General features: G+C 62.3%; 12 protein-coding genes and 1 pseudogene. 4 read left to right on the plus strand and 9 right to left on the minus strand.

Annotation, left to right across the window (positions count from 1 at the left end; genetic code table 11):
* Nucleotides 1-636: 636 nt before the first annotated feature.
* Nucleotides 637-843 carry a hypothetical protein gene (locus AKN84_RS44875; protein WP_128970629.1) on the plus strand — a complete coding sequence of 69 codons (207 nt, stop codon included), beginning with the start codon at nt 637-639 and terminating at the stop codon, nt 841-843.
* A gap of 538 nt (nt 844-1,381) precedes the next feature.
* Here AKN84_RS44875 and AKN84_RS44880 read toward each other — a convergent pair.
* Nucleotides 1,382-1,633, minus strand: a complete 252-nt coding sequence (locus AKN84_RS44880; RefSeq protein WP_128970630.1) for a hypothetical protein — start codon at nt 1,631-1,633, stop codon at nt 1,382-1,384.
* 712 nt (nt 1,634-2,345) lie between these two features.
* On the opposite strand from AKN84_RS44880, the gene AKN84_RS10350 reads away from it, so the two are divergent.
* Nucleotides 2,346-3,962, plus strand: a complete 1,617-nt coding sequence (locus AKN84_RS10350; RefSeq protein WP_244485011.1) for a sensor histidine kinase — start codon at nt 2,346-2,348, stop codon at nt 3,960-3,962.
* Between the two features lie 131 nt (nt 3,963-4,093).
* Here the strand turns inward: AKN84_RS10350 and AKN84_RS10355 are convergent, their stop codons facing one another.
* Both AKN84_RS10355 and AKN84_RS47245 read right to left on the minus strand, forming a co-directional pair.
* The gene (locus AKN84_RS10355; protein WP_050420601.1) at nt 4,094-4,414 is read right to left on the minus strand and encodes a VOC family protein; all 321 of its coding nucleotides are present in this window, start codon (nt 4,412-4,414) and stop codon (nt 4,094-4,096) included.
* Nucleotides 4,398-4,535 carry a VOC family protein gene (locus AKN84_RS47245; protein WP_157863273.1) on the minus strand — a complete coding sequence of 46 codons (138 nt, stop codon included), beginning with the start codon at nt 4,533-4,535 and terminating at the stop codon, nt 4,398-4,400. Before AKN84_RS47245 ends, AKN84_RS10355 begins: the two co-directional genes overlap by 17 nt.
* A 161-nt stretch (nt 4,536-4,696) precedes the next feature.
* Between AKN84_RS47245 and AKN84_RS10360 the strand changes: the two genes are divergently transcribed.
* Together AKN84_RS10360 and AKN84_RS10365 are read left to right on the plus strand one after the other, a co-directional pair.
* Nucleotides 4,697-5,488 (plus strand): DNA-binding transcriptional regulator, encoded by a 792-nt coding sequence (locus AKN84_RS10360; RefSeq protein WP_050420660.1) that lies wholly within the window; start codon nt 4,697-4,699, stop codon nt 5,486-5,488.
* 208 nt (nt 5,489-5,696) lie between these two features.
* Nucleotides 5,697-6,240, plus strand: a pseudogene (locus AKN84_RS10365) (fumarylacetoacetate hydrolase family protein); the annotation flags it as partial.
* 1,061 nt (nt 6,241-7,301) lie between these two features.
* Here AKN84_RS10365 and AKN84_RS10370 read toward each other — a convergent pair.
* The 6 genes from AKN84_RS10370 to AKN84_RS10395 form a co-directional block, all read right to left on the minus strand.
* A complete protein-coding gene (locus AKN84_RS10370; protein WP_128970631.1) occupies nt 7,302-8,039 on the minus strand; it encodes a glycosyltransferase family 2 protein in 738 nt (245 codons plus the stop codon).
* A 3-nt stretch (nt 8,040-8,042) separates the two neighbouring features.
* A complete protein-coding gene (locus tag AKN84_RS10375) occupies nt 8,043-9,224 on the minus strand; it encodes a class I SAM-dependent methyltransferase (protein WP_050420603.1) in 1,182 nt (393 codons plus the stop codon).
* A 10-nt stretch (nt 9,225-9,234) separates the two neighbouring features.
* On the minus strand, nt 9,235-11,742 hold the full coding sequence (locus AKN84_RS10380) for a glycosyltransferase (protein WP_050420604.1): 2,508 nt from the start codon (nt 11,740-11,742) through the stop codon (nt 9,235-9,237).
* Between the two features lie 187 nt (nt 11,743-11,929).
* Entirely contained in the window at nt 11,930-13,141 is a 1,212-nt protein-coding gene (locus AKN84_RS47735; protein WP_162240863.1) for a hypothetical protein, read from the minus strand.
* Nucleotides 13,142-13,323: 182 nt separating this feature from the next.
* Complete coding sequence (locus tag AKN84_RS10390) at nt 13,324-15,528, minus strand: eCIS core domain-containing protein (RefSeq protein WP_128970634.1); 2,205 nt, start codon at nt 15,526-15,528, stop codon at nt 13,324-13,326.
* Nucleotides 15,519-17,444 (minus strand): ATP-binding protein, encoded by a 1,926-nt coding sequence (locus AKN84_RS10395; RefSeq protein ID WP_050420607.1) that lies wholly within the window; start codon nt 17,442-17,444, stop codon nt 15,519-15,521. The genes AKN84_RS10390 and AKN84_RS10395 overlap by 10 nt, the downstream gene beginning before the upstream one ends.
* Nucleotides 17,445-17,450 lie beyond the last annotated feature (6 nt).

Consider the following 17,450-nt stretch of genomic DNA (forward strand, 5'->3'; position numbering starts at 1 on the left):
CTCCAGAGCTAGTCTACTGCCCGATTTTGTTCTTCGCGGAAATTGCGCAAACTAGGGATTGCTTGCTCAAAAGGCTTATGGAGCGGCGACGGGCGCTGGGCCAGCTTCTCGGCTAGCTGCGTTCTCCACATTATTGAAGGGCCGCTGTGCAGGATCGGCGTGTGTGCGGCCGAACCATGGCACCGCCCGGGGCGCTCAATGCACGCGGGGGCATGAGCGGAGGATGTAAGCCCTCTTCGAGCAAAGCGGATCATTGAGCTGTACTGTCGCCGCTGACCTGCGTCCGGCGAGCCCCCGTAGGGCTTCGCTTCGATTCTGGCGCAAGACCCGAACAGCGACTGCAAAGCCACCAAGGCCGCTCTACCGCTTGCTCGCTAGATTGCTCCCATAAAACTAGTCTTACTATGCGCGGCGGCACCATTCGCATCGATAGAGCGTCAACGGAAGGAGAGCTTGCTGTACCGACCTCAATCGACTTTGAGATGGCGAAAATCGTAACACACCCTCGCTTACGAAGTGAGCTATCTAAATGGCAATTTAATCGCTCTCCCCTTCCTTTTCAGCTAACCATCCCGATTGTCCCTCTCAGGGACTCGTTTCGACAGACTGTCGCAGCCAACTGAACACGGAGCAGTCGTGGACAAAAACGAACATATGAGAGTTCGTACAGAGAGCGCCAGGAAACCTGCGAAAACGGATAGCCGCAAGCTTTCGATCACTACGATGGCACTCGTTACTGTGACTTTACTCGCGTCGGCCTATGTCATTGAAATCAAGCCGGTTCTTACCTTGCTCGATGGCACGCCTGTCGTTGGGGATCAAACGGCTAAATTGAATGACTAAGCCCAGATTTTTGCCAGTTGCACTAATCGCCGCTGCCGTGCTCGCAACTTTCACCATGGCTCGTGCGAGCAATGGCACCTTGCGGCACCTTGCAGATGATGCGAACGCGACACCTGACGCGCGCCATATTCAAGGACGTCGCGGAGTCGGTTACCGCAGTTACGGTGCTAGCGCCGGCCGCTTACGCGACGGATCCTGTGGGCATTGGCGGCCGCGATGTGTGGGGCCACTGGGGCGCCTACTATGGGCCCATGGTTCCGTCAATTTGAACTGAGGCGGCCACGACAACTCCGCATGCGACGGCTCACGCCGCACGTGGAACACATGGGACGTTCGCCTCTCCAGCCAAGCCTCTGTCTTGGGCAAGATCCCTGGATCCCGCAAGCCCTGCGGAACGCAGCTAACGCAGCGTGGGGTCCAGAGAGGTGGCGACTTCTGCAAACGCTCTGTTGTTAAGGGGGCCACTTTCGAGTCAAATTCAGTTCGTCGAGCCCAAGCTCATACTCTCCACGAACTATCTGCTGTCCGTCTGCCTAGGTTATCCCTCTCGCAAGATCATTCTAACTTCTTTAATCGGCCAGCGTTCTCCTACGGGAAGAACTCTAACGCGTTCATTGTCTGCCGAGCGTACCAAGGCGTGTGAGCTGACTTCATCATATATCCGAATCAGCTTCAGATCGGTCTCAGACTTCCAGCCAATGGTCACGTCGAGATCACCAGGGAAAATCTGCCACTGCGATCCGTTCTCAAGCTCTACAATGTGACTTTCTGAATGGGACTTGATCTTCATTGCTTGGCGGCTTCTTTCTTAGCCTCACACGCGCCTGGATGTCTCAGAACCCTGGCTTGCATCGCACGTCATGCATGCTTCCGGATGCACACAGGCCGAAAATATGTCACTGAGCAGCCGATCCATCATGTTCGCTCATGTCATCGGACCCTCGTGTATCATTCGCTACTTGCACAAAATCCGCCTCTTTGTGCGGACAGCTGCTAGATAATGCCTGCGCGCCGCGTCACCACTGAAATATCTTTATATGACGAGCGCCGCTCAGTTCCGCTTAAGGGCTCGACCAGGATGTGCAGATAGCCGGCTCTCGTTGACGCGCGGATTGGAAGCCGAACGACAAGCGACGGTGAGCTGCCAGAGCACCGAGCAACTTGGGACGATTCGAGCGCGCTCCCGCCGCGCTTACACCACTTTGGTGTTCGTCGACCATTTGGAAATCGGCGTTCAAATACTGGAGGCCGAATAACAAACGATCCCATGACAATGCCCCGTTTGCCGTTCACGAAGCCATTCGGTCTCTACGCCAACCGGCCAATGCGCGGGTCTCAACACAGGTTCCGCCAGCGTCGACCAAGGCAATGACCTCCATCTGGCAGTCAAGGTGCCATCGGCACGCGAAGCTTGTTGCTAGGCACGAACAAACTGAGCCAAGATTGAAAGGTGCGATCGGGGTGCACTCAGTCGGTTTTGTCTCGAAAGGTTCGGCTCGGTTATGGAAACATCGCTGCTCGATCTAGAGGGGCACGAGTTTGTGCTCTCCAACCTACCACCCAGCCCTACTCATAAGCGGCTCGCGCTTGGCATCGTGTTCGCGCTGCTCGTTGTTTTCGTCGTGTCAGCCCCATTTGCGACCCTTCCGATACGGCGGATCGACGCCTTTGTACCCGCCTACGCCACTGCGATTTTCGTCAACGATTTGATCACTGCAGCACTGCTTTTCGCACACTTCGCCATCGTGCCTTCGGGTGCGCTCCTCGCTCTGGCGAGCGGCTATCTGCTGACAGCGCTCATCGTAATTCCCTGGGCGCTGACATTCCCGGGCGTTTTCTCGCCGGGAGGCCTTCTGGGCGCCGGCCTTCAGAGTACCGCCTGGCTGAATGCGATCTGGCACGTGGGCTTCCCCCTTTTCGTGATCGCCTATTCTCTGCTGAAGGAGGCGGATTCGGTCCAGCGGTTCTCGCGCGTCATTCGTCCTGCGATACTTGCGAGTGTCGGGCTGGTCGCCGCCTTCGTCGGCAGCGCGACGGCCCTGGTCACGGTTGGTGGGCGGATCATGCCCGCCCTGATGTTCAACGAGGAGCGAACGGCAAATTTCGCGTACTATCTGAACGTGCCAATCATGGCATTGGTCGCCCTGGCACTTGTCTTGTTATGGGTTCGGGTCCGCTCGGTGCTCGACCTCTGGCTAATGGTGGTCATGTGCGCGTACGCAACGGAGGCGGCCCTCCAACTGTTCCCCGTTCCGACGCGCTTTAGCGTCGGATGGTATGCAGGACGAGTTTGCGGACTGCTCTCTGGAAGCCTCGTATTGCTCATCCTGTTGCAACAGATAACGATGCTATATGGCCAGCTGCTACATGCCGTTCTGGGCCAACGTCGCGAACGTGAGGCGCGACTTATGACTGGCGACGCCATTTCGGCTTCGATTGCTCACGAAGTCAAACAGCCCTTAGGAGCGATCGTAACCAACGCCAGCGCGGGACTGAACTTGCTGAAGAGCGCCGAGCCAGACATCGATATGGCCGAGGAAGCGTTTCGGGACATTGTGAGTGACGGACATCGTGCGGCCGCCGTGATTGACAACATCCGAACACTTTACAGAAAGGGCACGCAAACTTGGACTTCGCTCGATGTCAACAATGTTGTTCGGCAAGCTCTGGCGCTCGTCGACGACAGCCTGCGGACCCATCGGGTCGACGTTCGCGCTGACTTCAGCGCGCAGCTGCCGCTGGTAAGAGGCGAGCAGGTTCAGCTCCAGCAAGTGCTCGTGAATTTGATCACGAATGCGATCGATTCCATGGCCACGAGTGATGGGGAGCGCGTGCTATCTATCCGGTCGGAACTCCATCACTCTGGCTATGTCATGGTCTCGGTGGAAGACACGGGGAAGGGCCTGGACCCGGGCGCCGCGGACCGGATATTCAACCCACTCTTCACAACCAAGACGCACGGGATGGGCATGGGCCTTGCGATCTGTCGGTCGATTGTCGAGGCGCACGAGGGTGAATTGTGGGTGACGGCTAAGCCGGTAGGCGGCGCCACTTTCCACTTCACTGTGCCTGTCGAGGCTGCCGGCGCATCTGATCGGGCGCTGCCGTTGCGCGTCTAAGCAAACACATCCGCACGGCCGTGCTTGTGTTCGACCTCGTCGGCCCACGCTTGTGTCCCTTCATGATGAACCCCAGGCTGCTTCATGATAAATTCGCACAAGTGTCTCGCGGACGGCTGGAGCGCCATGTGCTAACCGTCCCCGCAAACGAAAACAATCCCATCATCCCGAAAGAGATCGGCCACCGTCTGACGCTCGGCCCAGAGGCGATGCTGCACGAACTTGGCCATCCGATTGAGAGAAAGCGGGCAGCACGTTACGACGCCCTGCCGCTCCGCAAGCCTCACGCTCCTAGCGGTGACGTAACGCTGATCGGCAAGCGCGCGCGTCCCCTGCCTGACCTTAACGGCGTTGTCGTCGAGGCGGCTGGACAAACGAGCAAGCTCCACACTGGTCGCCACCTCCCAACCCATCACGGCAAGTCCGGCATCGCTGCTACCGTCGACAATCATCCGCTGTCTCCGATCGTCCCCGGTCGATCTGGCGCATCCCGAGCAGTCCGGTCGCCATCTGGTTCCATTGGTCCAGTTGCGAGGATTTGATCCCGACGTAGCCGAGCGCCGTGATTTCCATGCCACTTCCTCCAAGGACTGCATCCGCCGCAGCGCGAAAACGCACCGGTCCGAATTTGGTACCAACGTCGCGCAATCCTACGTAAACTGCTAGTTCGGCGACGTTTCGTGTTCGTAATGACGATATTGGCAAGTCGACGCAGTATAAGGGAGGAATCTGAAGTGTCCAAAGAGCGGACGCGATCCGGGCGGGCAGGCCAGTCAGACGGTGTTCGCGCCTTTAAGCGAGGGCTGGACGTGCTGCACGAGGTCAATCGTTCCGGCGGCATTCGCGCCGGCGACGTTGCGCGTCAGCTCGACCTACCTCGCCCGACAGTCTATCGCCTGCTCGAAACGCTTGAGGAACTTGGTTATGTTGCGCGCAGCGCGAGCGACGATCGTTTCCGGGTCACGCGGCGGGCATTGAGCCTCGGCGATGGCTACGACCCCGCGGTCGTGATTTGCCAAGTGGCTGCGCCCTATCTTGCCGAGCTCAGCAAAGCCCTGGTTTGGCCGGTCGATCTTTCGACTTACGAGAACGCGGCCATGGTGATCCAGGAGACCACACATTCGCGTAGTCCGCTCTCTATTGATCGCGGTATGATTGGCAAGCGCCTGCCAATGCTGCGGACCTCGGCCGGCCGCGCTTACCTTGCAACCTGCCCGCCAGACGAGCGCGACGTGATCATCAACCATTTACGTCGCATCGATGAAGCTGAGGACCGCCCCTTCCTCGAGGCCGGCCGATTGATGCGCATGCTCGCGGACACTATGCAGCGAGGCTACGCAATCCGCGATGAGGGCGAATTCAATCCCAAGACCTCTTCCATCGCCGTTCCAATTATACGGGATGAAATCGTATTTGGTTGCGTTTCGGTCATTTGGATCCGCTCGGCACTTTCGCTTGACGAAGCGATTGCCAAGTTTGTCACCCCCATGCTGCACGCCGTCGCCGCGATTCCAATCCCCACCTAATTTACATGGACCGGCAGCGACGCAAGGCCGCGCAGCACATTGTTGAGCGCAAGCACTGGCTCGCCGATATCAAACCGCCGGATTTTCTCGACCATGACCTCCATGAGCGCCGTCATCTCCAAGCGCGCAAGATGCAAGCCTGCGCACATATGGACGCCGCTGCCAAAGCCTAGATGATCGCTGGCCCGCCGTCGTACGTCAAAGCGTTCCGTGTAGCCAGGTCGGACACGAGCAGCCGATCGTGAAGCCAAAGGTCAGCGATGATTTTGACTATGAAGGCGAGCTCACGCTGGTGATCGGTAAAGCCGGCCGGCATGTTCCCGCAAGCTGCGCGCTCGATCATGTCGCCGGTTACTCATGCTACAACGAAGGCAGCATCCGCGACTGGCAACGCCACACCAGCCAGTTCCTCTCCGGAAAAACCTTTGCGGAGAGCGGCAGCTTTGGCCCGTGGCTCGCGACAACAGACGAGATTCCCGATCCCTCAAGGCTCACGCTTCAGACCCGGCTCAACGGCACCGTCGTGCAGAACACGACGACCGATCTCCTGATCACGCCGATCCCCGAGCTGATCGCTTACATCTCACCGATATGTCCGCTCGCTCCGGGCGATGTCATCGTCACGGGCACACTCGGCGGCCGTCGGGGCCAAGCGCACGCCGCCTCTGTGGATGCGGCCCGGCGACACCGTCGAAGTTGAGATCTCGGGCATCGGCATCCTCCGCAACATGGTGGTCGCGGAGCCCGCGTAACCCGACCATCGAAACGTCACGATCACAAAAACACAGATTTGGGAAATTCCGTAGGTGTTAATGAATGCTGTTATTCTGACAATACGAAGCGCAAGTCGATATGCGGAAACGTGGTGCCTTTCGCAGCGCTGCACGTAGCGCGGTCGCAGCTCGCCCCCTGCGCAGGGAGGATAGCAAACTGATCCTCGACAACCGATCGTAAGGTAAGGCGATTGGTTAGCCACTAATAGGTATTTCTGGATTCTCGATCGGTTCGCGAGCAAATGCAACTGATAAGCTTTCTGCAAGAATCCTATCAGTTAAGCAGAGTTCGTCGTGACCGAAAACTTGCCTGGCTACCAATCAGCCTTCCTCGGGCATCTATCGAGGGTTCGTCGGGGGTTCTAGTCAAAGGACCGCTCCGTCGCTAAGCGCACTACCTTCCGAAGCCCTGTTTTCCTACGGAGCAGCCCAGCTCGCGACATCCGCCGTTGGTAATCAGTCAAAAGCCAATCGTTCGTACGCAATCTGTCGCCGGCTTTGGTCCCCAGAATAGGTCCAAATCCTGGACGGGGATTTGAACCTGTGACGGCTGCGATAGCCGGCGACTTCGACGCTAAACTTGGGTTTGTGGTGTGCTCGGAGGGCGGGCTCATTTGCTGTGATTTCAATGGGCTCCAGCAACGGTGAACAAGTTTCGCTGCATTTCGTACGCGAAAGTGTCTTTTGAGGAAGCGCTGAAGAAGAGCACTGCGCTACGCGGGTTCCGGATCAGCGCAGCGCTCAGAACGGTCTGGTTGCAGGCTCTAGTCCTGCCGGGCCCACCAATTTCGTCCCGGCTTGAGCCGATTCTCGGCGTTGGCGTCGCCGTCGATCGCTACGAGGCTTTCGTTTCGAGCCACAACTCGCTTCCCGGAGAGCGTGGCAGCGTTACGGCGAATATTCCTGCTCCAGCGCCTTCAGCGCGAGCAGGTTACCTGCCGTGACTTAGAACGTTGTCGAAGATGTCGAGGTCGGTTAGGTGGACGTTGGCACAATAGGACAATTGCCATCGAGTATACCCGTGGCTTGCCAGGCCAGCTTCACTTCTGCGAGCGGACATCGGCGGCGTGGGACGCCAAGCATCGGCGGGTCGTCGAAGACGGATCCGCATCGTCCGCGACCCTTGCCAAAATTGTCCGACAGCGCGCCACGAAATACGCCTGGTTCGCGGGAGCGCGAATTTCGAATGCATGAAAGAACAGTCCCGCATATTCGGTGTTGGGTCCAAAGCAGCGACCTTCGGTGAGGTCCCAACGCGCGCTCTCGACAAACGAGGGCCACAGCATCCGCGTCCAACGACCCGCAGCGGCGCAGGCATAAGTCAGCTCCTCGCCGACGTCGCCGCGATCCGTCGACCGAAACGACGGGCGCCCGATCTCTTCGAAAAGCCTTTTTGAAAAGGCCATGCAGAACGGCGCGACATAGAGATGCGTGCCGTTCTGCAGGTGATTGGCGCGCTGGACGCAGCCGATCAGCGCGCCGCGCGCCGCGTGACGAACGAGGTGAGACAGCGCGTCCCGGCACAGCGGCACGCAGTCGATGTCGAGGATTACCATGACATCGTATGCCGAATTGGTCACGTATTCGTCGATCGCCTCGCCATGCGACCGGGTCGTCAGAACCTGCTCAAACGCGAACGCCTGCGGTCGGCAAGCGTCGAGCACCGCGCGCTGGCAGGCAACGACCTCGGCGGAGATATTTTTCATGTAGAACGATACCACCCGAACGGCGAGGCCGTCCGGGACCGAGCTCTCTCTTCCGTCGGGGTTACGGGTCATTGCTCACCGCCAGACGTAGTGCGCATGGGCCGCATTGGCGTTGTGGCCCTGCGCGACGTCGCTGAAACCGGCCGCCTGAAAGGCGAGATAGGGCACGAAAGCATAGGTGTCTCCGCGTGGAGCGAACCAAGCGGCGTACCAGTCGTCGATCACACGGCCGAGGCCACCGAGGCCCGCCTCGATCTCCGGCAACGCCTCTAGGTTGGCGATATAGGCGTGCGTGCCGCAGACCGAACCGACGCGCGCCACGTACTCGTCGAACGGGTGCAGATAATTGCCCCAGGTCTCCACGCAGAGCGCGCCGACGTAACAGAGATCGTAGGCCGACGGACACCGGGCGAGCGATGTCGCCATGCGGCTCAGGAAATCGGGCACCAACTCGACGTCGTCCTCGAAAATGAGCACATGGCGATGACCGGTCTCGCTCGCCGCGCGCAGCGCGGCGAGATGGCTCGCCGCACAACCGGCCTGGCCGTCGGAGACCACATGCGGATGGTCGAGCGCAGCGCCGTCGATCGCATCGAAGAACGTGACCGAGCCCTCCAGTCCTGCGGCGCGGAGCTGTGCCGCGGCCTTCTGCCGTCGATCCGCGCGCCGCGGCAGGCTGAGACAATAGGCGGCGTCGACGACGAGCGACTTGTAGATTAACCACGAGGCGCCGCTGGTACGGAAGGCGTGCTGGAACCCGTGCGCAGCGACGAACGCGTCGACTGCGGCTTGCACACCAGGCGAATACCCATAGTCGTGGCCGGCGAACAGACCGCCCGGCCCCAACTTCGGCCACCATGCGGCGAGGTCCCGCTGCACATCTTCAAAGGTGTGCCGAGCATCAAGAAACACGAAATCGAGCGAGCCATCCGCGAATCGGGGCGCGGCATCGAGGCTTGCGCAGCGATGCGACTGGACGCGCGGCAGGACGCCGGCACGCGCGAGATTGGCGGCAAATTCGGGCCACAGATCCCGCTCGCCGACGTCGGGATCACCGGCGAACGTATCGACGACGTCGAGGCGAATGGCCTTGCCCGTTTCGGCGATGCGCTCGGCGAGATAGCAGGATGAACGCCCCTTGTAAGCGCCGATCTCGACGAAGCGCGCGGGCTTGCGGCTGCTGCTTCGTCGCAGTGCGAGCTCGTAGATATCGTCGAAGTCGAACCAGCCTTCGATCTCCTGGAACATCTTTGCCATGGTGCACGCCTCACACCTGTCGCGCTTCGCACGGTGCGTGGACCGCCGACGATGCTGCCGAAGCGGCGGCGGTCCAGTCGGGATTCGGAAGGGCTGGCGCCGACACGCGCAACTCCGACGCGGTCGTCATCTCCGGCGCGGGAACCGCGAGCGAACGCGCCGCGTAGAACGAGCGGTCCTGCGCCAGAAGGGCCGGCTCGTTCTCTTGCACCCAGCCCTGCGGATCGAGATAGGTGCCGCAGGGAAATCTCCATGCATTTGTGCCGTGGCGCAGGTAGACGAAGACGTCGGCGCCGGGAAGCCGGCGCAACCGCGCCCCTCGCGCGACGAGTTGCGTCAGGAAATAGGCATCCTCGGCGAGCGACAACTCGGGATAGCGGCAATACGGTGCGTACAGTGCACGACGGAACGCCAGCGTGCCGCCGTGTACGTCGAGCACGAAGAGCCTGGCATGCAGCGCGGGTGTGCAGCGCCAGAACTGCCAGGTATCGAGCTCGAAGAACCAATTGTCCCGCAGCCCGGTGACGTCGGCCTGGTCCTCGAGAATCGGCCGAACCTGCGTCGAGACGCGCGTTGGCGCATACCAGTCGTCATCGTCCCAATGAATGATGACCTCGCCGCGCGCCTGCTCGCAGCCGAGATTCCGCATGGCACCGATCGAGGCGTGCTCGGGCGCCCGGACGCGGCGAATACGCGGATCCTCCGGCAGCGTGGCAAGTGCGCTTTCAGCGCTCGCATCGACGATGACGAGTTCGAGGTTCGGATAGTCCTGCGTCCAGAAATATTTCAGCGCCTGCGGGACCCAGTTCGCGCGATTGCGGGTCGGCATCAGGCAGGTGACGAGCGGCGCCTCGCAAGTGGCAGCCGCCGCGACTTCCGGCGACGCCGCAGGTGCTGCGAAATGTGGGCACGCGGCGCCGTGGCAGTGATCCGCGTAGCCGCGCTTGGCGCCGCTCCGGCGCAAGCCGCAGAGCCGGTCCTGATAGCGTTGCCGGCTCACGCCGAACAATCGCGCTTCCTCCGTTTGCCGCCGCGGTGTGAACGGATGGCGGAACACGAAGGCGCCCTGCGCCCAGACCACGCCAAAACCCGCGCGCGCCGCCTGAGCGGCGTAATCCATTTCCCAGCAGGGTCCGAGCTCATAGCCTTCGTCCGCGGGACCGATCGCCTCGACGACGGCGCGCTTTGCCGCAAGGCAATAGTCGCCGACACCCCACAAGGGCGCGAGGCTCTTCCAGCCTGCGCCGAAGCGCCGCCCGGCTTCCTCGGCCGCACGGGCGAGGCCCGCCACGTCGCTCTGCGCATAAGGGAACGCGGCGAGCTCGTTCCACGCCCGATTGGTCGAAGGACAGGCGAGGCCGTGGCGAGGATCAGCGTCGAGCACCGCAAGGAGCCGGTCGAGCCATCCGGGAGAAACCAGCGTGCCGCTCTCGATGAGGACGAGCGTCTGCGCATCGGTTTCCCGCGCGAGCCTGTTGAAACAGGCGGCCGGCCCCAGCGGCGCTTCGGTCGCGGATCGGGCAAATTGCTCGAACTCCGCCAGCACGGCCCGCGTGGCAGCATCGGGCCCGTCGGGCAACAGGAGAAGATCGAAGTCGCCGGACGTGTGCGCCTGGATCCCCGCAAGCGTTTCGCGCAGCCGCCCCGGCTCGGCGTGCAGGTGAACGCCAATGACCACGGAGCGCGCGGGCTGCGGCCTCGTTTGCGCCCCGGACGACGACGGCGGTCGCGCGCGGCAATCCGGCTCGCGCAGGCCCTTGCGCGGCACTTCCCGCGCGCCGGCCAAATACGGGTCGCCGGACCCGCGCAGCATCGGCAGGTCGGAACCCTCCCGTTCGCCACGGCTGTAATAGGGCCAGTCGGCGCCGAGCGCGCGGGTGATGGCGTCGACCTCATGAGGAAACCAGAAGGGGCCGCTCACCTGCTTGGGACTGACATTGGCGCCGTGGATCATGTGCACGGCGAAGTCGCGCCGATCGAGGGCCACGATGCGGTCTGGCGCGGCGCTCCAGCAGAACAGCCCATCCATGCCGACGTCGATGTCCGCGAAGCGATGCGTGCGCCAGAAATCCTTGCGGTAGACGAGATCGCTGCCGAGCAGCCAGATCCGCTGCTCCCGGGGATAGCGATACTCGTAGGCGCGGCCGTCGCGAAGGTCGTAGTAGAGGAGCTGGTTGATGCCGCAGATGTCGGCGCCGGTCGCCTCCAGCGATTCGAGCTGATAAGCGAGGCGCCACGGTGCATACCAGTCGTCATCGTCGAAATGCGCGATGAGATCGCCCTGCGCCATCTCGCAGGCAAGGTTGAGCTTGGCACCGAGCGGGATTCTGTTCGGCAGCCGCTCGTAGCGGATGGTTGAGTCTTTCGGAACGAGGTCCCCGACCGCGTCGTCGCCGTCGTCGAGGATGACGAGCTCGCAGTTGTCGTGAGTCTGGCGCTGGAAGTAGGCGATCGCGTGCGCGATGAACGGCCGCCGATTATAGGTTGGCAGGATGCAGGAGATCAGGGGCGCGGTCATCGGTCGCATCCTCCCACGGGGCTCGCGATCGACCGTTGCAGCGCCGCCCGGCCGGCAAGCTCGGAACGGACGGTCGCGGGGCGTTCCAGGAAATCGATATTCTCGCTCGAACGGGTTCGCCGCCGAGGCGATCCCGCTGCCGGAACATGATCGCCGCGCGAGCGCCGCCGTTGGGGAATAGGTGATGTCATGGCTCGTGGTCGAGATAGGGTTGCCCGTTGATCGTGCTGGAGCCGGCCGGGCTGTCGGCGGCCGCGCTCGCGAAATTCGGTCCGACTTCACGATTAAATCCGACACCGGACTTTGCCGCATTTTCTCGCGCGGTCAGCAACTGCCAGTTACTCTGATCGAGAGCGGTCGCAGAGCGCGTCGCGTCGTCCTTGTCATTTTCCCCCGCATTCCAGAATTCTCCGAGAGACTTCCGATGATCGGTCTCGTATTCCAGCGGGGGGAAATCCTTGGCGTGATTATAGCTCGCAAACGTCGGAACCTTTTGGTCATCGAGCCGTCCCGTGGCGAGCAGGTTGTTCCATTCGGACTGTGCTTTCGCAAAGTCGACCGAACGCATACTGGCGATGGCGAACACGTTCTGGCTGAGCTCGGCCTTCTTCTTGTTTCTGAAAGTCTTGCTCTCGGAAGCCCACTTTCCGCCGGTCGCCTTGTCGTAAACGGTCGGCCGGATATTGATGCCTTTCGGGATGTACCGCTTGGTCGGCTTGGCAATTATGTTCTGAAGATCGGTGATATTGTATTTTGCGAGCTCGCGGAGCCGTCCGATGATTTCGCGCACCCGGCCGGTCATGAAGCGCTCGTAGGTGACCTTCTTGTTTGGGTTAGCAGGGTCACGCGCCTCGAGGGCTATCCAGTCCTCGCGAATGGACTGGGCCCGGGATAGAGCCGCATTCAGCTCAATCAATATCTTGTTCCTTTGCGAATCCTGGCGTCCGGTGTCCTTGGACTCCGCTGCAATCGCGGCCTTCAACGCCGATACCAGATCGGCCTCCGCCGAGGCTACCGTGACCTTCAGCTCTCCCGCGTGCAGATCGGCCTTGATCGTGTGGCCTTCGGGTCCCATTGAGAAAGGCTCTGCGACGGTCGCGTCAAAGGGAAGGGTGTCGAGCTTTGCATCCTTGTCCTTCCCACCGAACAAGCTCGCAAACAGCGCCTTGGCCTTGGTGATCAGCCAGGTGATCGCCGTGTCGAGCGCGTGGTCGACCATCTCGCGCAGCTTTCCGACCGCCTCCTTCACCTTGCTCGGGATGCCGCCTAGGCCGACGAATCCCGCGAAGAAGGAAATGGCGAGCGTGAGCATGCTCTGGAAGCCGGCTTCGACGCGTTTGGCTGCGCCGCCGATCTCACCCTGCGCGATCGCGACGATCGAATCGACATAGGATTTCACCACCGCAGCAATGGTCGAGAGTTTCTCGACGAACACCTTGATGGTGTCCCAGATCGACATGATCATCGGGATGAAGCCGGCACCGGGCACCAGCATGCCGATCAGCTTCGGGATCGCCTTCTCGATGATCGCGCTCTTGACGAAGCCGACGATGGCGTCGACCACCATGTCCTTGAGGTTGGTCAGCTTCTCCTTGACGAACTCCCAGACCGCCGGCAGGCGCCGGTGATGAACGCCTTGACCAGTTCGAAGGCCGTCTCCAGGCCCTTCATGATCATCTCGCCTTTCGGTCCGAGCGCCTTGACGATCTTGGCGCGGATTTGCCCCCAGGAGATGCCGAACACGCTGAGCGCGAACTTGCCCATTTCGGCGAGCGTGATCGCTTTCGGCAGGTAGACGCCTTCGACCGCGCCGAGCAACCAGTCGAGCAGCGAATTCTTCAGATGTTCGACGAAGTTGGCACGGAAATTGTCGAATCCCTGCTTGCCGGCGGCGATCAGATTTTTGACGAAGGGGCCGGGGTCCTTCACGATCGCCTTCAGCGCCGCGCCCGTCTTCAGCACGTACTGGAACGCGCCGGGGCTCACGACGTCGAAGATGATCTTCAAGAGCTCGATGGCGGCATCCAGGCCCCATTTGATGAAGTTGCCGGCGAAGCCGCCGAACACCCCGACCACCTTCTTGAAAGCACCAACAACGGTGACGACGTCCTCGATGGTCAGCGACGAGAACAGCTCCTTGAACTTGCCGGGGATCTGGCTGACGAAGCCTTTCACCGCCGATATCGCTCCCTGGAACCACGCCCAAGCCCGCGGCACGGCCTTGGCCTTCTGCATGTTCTGCCAGATCTCCTCCTGGCCGATCAGCTTCATGAAGCCGCCGATCAGCACGTCGGGATCCCGGGTCACGGGCTCGCCGGTGACCGGATTCTCGCCAAGCACGTTGATGACGAGCGGCCAGTTGTCCGTGCCTTCGGCAAGCTTGGCGATCGGCTTGAGTACAGCGTCCCTGATAAACTTCAGGATGTCGACGATCACGCCCTTGCAGAAGCCAACGATCTTGTCATAGGGACGGGTGAAGATCTTCTTCGCGTCCTCCCACAAGGCGCCGGGATCGGCGAGATCCTTCCAGGAATGGGTTGCGATAAAGGTCGAGACCGCGCTCTTGATCGAACTCGCCGTGTCGATCGCCTCGGCCACCTTCTGCTTGAACCAGGGAGCAACCTTGTCGAAGATACCGGCGTTCTTGAGCGCTTGCGTGACGAGGCCACCACCGGGGATCAGTTCGACGAGCCCCATCAGCACATTTTCCGGCGTCGCCGCCACCGGCGTCATATTGATCGGGTTCACGCCGAGCGCGATCGTGAGGAGCCGGAATCCGGGGATCATGTTCGCCTTGTCGGCGAGCCAATTGAGAGGATCGCCGATCGCGGCCAAAATGCCCTTGCCGACATCGACCACGGTATCGGCCACGGCGGAGGCCGCACCCTTGATGCTGTCCCAGACGCCTCGCTGAACACCGGCGCCGGTCCGTTCCGAGACGGCTGTCGCCGCCGCGGCGCGCTGGATGACACCGCCCTGCTGGATCGTGTGGGCCAGCTCATGCGCGATGAGCTCGCGGCCCGTATGCGTGTCCGGCTTGAACTGGCCGTCGTTGAAATAGATGTCGCGGCCGACGGTGAAAGCGTGCGCGTTCAGTGCATTGCTCATCGTCGCCGCGTCCGGCCCGCGATGCACGCGGACGCCGGAGAAATCCGCACGGAAGCGCGGCTCCATGAACTCGCGTACCCCGCGCGGCAATGGGGCGCCGGCGCCGCGCGTCGTCTCGATCCCTCTGATGACGGTGGGGCTTGCGACCGTGGGCCCGATCGCGCGTCGGTGCACCATGCCCGCGAAGCCGTGCCGCAACGGAACCAGATTGTCGGGCGGCGTGCCGGTCGGCGGCGGCATATCGGCGATACGCCGGCCGACCTCCTGCGCCTCGCGCTCGGCGGCGTCGCCCGGCATCGACACGCGCAATTGTGTCTGCAAGCGGATCGTCTTCGGCGCGGCAGCGATCCCGAGTGGATTGCCCGCACCGAGATCCGCGCGAAGGTTCATCTGCGCGATGTTGTGGACGGCGGCGCCGGCGGGCGCCGGCTTGCGCATCGCCTCGACCGGCGCAGCGGCCGCGCCTCCCAGGCGCGACGACCTGTCTCGCGCCGATGTCAGGCTTGTGCCCAGGCAGGGCACGCAGCGTCCGGAAAGGCCGGCCTCGGCACCGCATTCGCAGGATTTCCGTGCCAATGCCAATTGCGGAGGCGCCGGCGCGACGGCGGGCTGCCGCGCCTTTAGGCCCGGTCCGTCACGCGCCGCGGCTGCGGCCTTTGGTGCGGCAGCTACACCCATGCTTCGGCTTCAGCCAGTGTCATGCGGCGCTCGATCTTGGAATATTCGGCAAGCGCGGCTTCGCGCACATGGCGCATCCCGATCGGCTCGTCACTGTCGGCGGCCAGGAATGCGGCGTTCAGCGCGACGTTGCGGATATTGCCGCCGGCGAGCCGCAACAGGGCCAGTCTATCCGGGTCGAGCCCGTCCGTCCGCGCCGCCGATGGGAAAACCCGCCGCCAGATCGCGGCGCGCTGCGGCGCGTCGGGAAACGGGAAGGAGATTGCGAAGCGGATGCGGCGCAGGAACGCGGGGTCGAGCGCGGATCGCATGTTGGTGGTGAGAATGGCGAGGCCGCGATAGGCCTCCATGCGCTGGAGCAGGTAGCTGACCTCGATATTGGCGTAGCGATCGTGGCTGTCCTTGACCTCGCTGCGCGCGCCGAACATGCTGTCGGCCTCGTCGAACAGCAGGATTGCGCCATTGTCTTCGGCTGCGTCGAACACCTGGCGCAGATTGGCCTCGGTCTCGCCGATATATTTGCTGACCACGCGCGACAGGTCGATGTGATAGAGGTCGAGGCGGAATTCATTGGCAAGAACTTCCGCGGCCATGGTCTTGCCGGTGCCGCTCGGCCCGTAGAACAGCGCCGAAAGGCCCTGCCCGCGCGCCGTCTTGGCGCCAAAACCCCAGTCATCGAAAACCTTGCCGCGTTGGCGCAATTGCGCCGCGAGCGCACGCAGCACCTGCTTCTGCTGATCGGGCAGGACCAGATCGTCCCAATTCTGGCGGGATTCGATACGCTGGGCGAGGCCGTCAAGGCCGCCGCGCAGCTGCCGCCGACACATGTCCCACAAGCCGGGAGGTGCCGCGCCGGGCGGCGAAAGCTCCGCGCGCGCCTCGCGCGCCATGTGGCGGATCGCACTCGCACTGAGGCTGAATTGCGCCACCGCCGCATCGAGATCGGTGAAGGCCGAAGCCGCAGATCCCAGGCCGTCACGCCAGATCGACAATTGCTCCTCGCGCGACGGATGGCCGACGGCGAAGACCACGGCGGCACGGCTCTCGATCCGACGCGGCTCACGGTCGCGCAGGATGGTTGGTCCGCTCGCCCGCTCGATCAGCGCCGCCACAGCCGCGGCGCGGCCGCGGTCGGCCTCGCTGTCCTCGGAATCGTCCTCACGATCGATCAACAGCAGACCCGCACCCGAGAGCACGGTCTCGCGCTCCCACATCCGTATGAAGGTTTCGAGATCGGAAAGAATTGCCGGCAGGCGTTCGGCGGGAAGGGTCATGGCGGAAAGCCCGAGCGCGTGCGCGACGGCGGCGGCAACCGGCCTGCAATTGGCAGCGACACCGCGCAACTGCACGAGCGGAAGCTCGGTGCCGCGCGCGGCTCCCGACCAGAGATGGACGATCTCGCGCACGATGGCCGTCTGCGAGGGCGGCAATTCCTCCGGAGCGACCGGCGGCAGGAGCGAAAGAAAACTCGACAGCCTGAGATCGAAGCGGCCGACGCCGGCGAGGAAATGCAGAACGCGCTCGTCGATGCGCAGCGGCGCCTGGGTGAGGATCTGGCCGGCGCCGATTTCGATGAGCCGCCAGTAACGCAACGGGGCGTCAGGTGCGAGCGCCGACCAATGCGCCTCGGGCAGCCGTTCGAACAGCAAGGCAAAGGACGGGAACGGCCGCGCTAGATCGCCCTGGATCTGCGCGAGCAGCGCCGGCGTTCCGCCGTCGAACTCCATCGCCGCGCAGAGCAGCAGGATGTCGGATTCGAATTGCGACAGGCCGAACGCATCGCGCAATCGCTGCAGCGAGGCCGGCGTCTCGCCGCGCGACGGTGGCGACGACGGAGCGGCGAGAAGCTGCTTCAGCGCGGCGATCGCGGAACCGAACGCCGCCTGCTCTCGGCTAGTTTCGACTGGAGACGGCATGGCATC

This window comes from Bradyrhizobium tropiciagri (genome assembly GCF_001189845.1).
Lineage (GTDB): Bacteria > Pseudomonadota > Alphaproteobacteria > Rhizobiales > Xanthobacteraceae > Bradyrhizobium > Bradyrhizobium tropiciagri.

Bases quoted from the DNA above. Each gene is read 5' to 3' on its own strand.
- AKN84_RS44880 (WP_128970630.1), bottom strand. From the start codon at position 1,633: ATGAAGATCAAGTCCCATTCAGAAAGTCACATTGTAGAGCTTGAGAAC.
- AKN84_RS10350 (WP_244485011.1), top strand. From the start codon at position 2,346: ATGGAAACATCGCTGCTCGATCTAGAGGGGCACGAGTTTGTGCTCTCC.
- AKN84_RS10355 (WP_050420601.1), bottom strand. From the start codon at position 4,414: ATGATTGTCGACGGTAGCAGCGATGCCGGACTTGCCGTGATGGGTTGG.
- AKN84_RS47245 (WP_157863273.1), bottom strand. From the start codon at position 4,535: ATGGAAATCACGGCGCTCGGCTACGTCGGGATCAAATCCTCGCAACTG.
- AKN84_RS10370 (WP_128970631.1), bottom strand. From the start codon at position 8,039: ATGACCCGTAACCCCGACGGAAGAGAGAGCTCGGTCCCGGACGGCCTC.
- AKN84_RS10375 (WP_050420603.1), bottom strand. From the start codon at position 9,224: ATGGCAAAGATGTTCCAGGAGATCGAAGGCTGGTTCGACTTCGACGAT.
- AKN84_RS10380 (WP_050420604.1), bottom strand. From the start codon at position 11,742: ATGACCGCGCCCCTGATCTCCTGCATCCTGCCAACCTATAATCGGCGG.
- AKN84_RS10390 (WP_128970634.1), bottom strand. From the start codon at position 15,528: ATGGGTGTAGCTGCCGCACCAAAGGCCGCAGCCGCGGCGCGTGACGGA.
- AKN84_RS10395 (WP_050420607.1), bottom strand. From the start codon at position 17,444: ATGCCGTCTCCAGTCGAAACTAGCCGAGAGCAGGCGGCGTTCGGTTCC.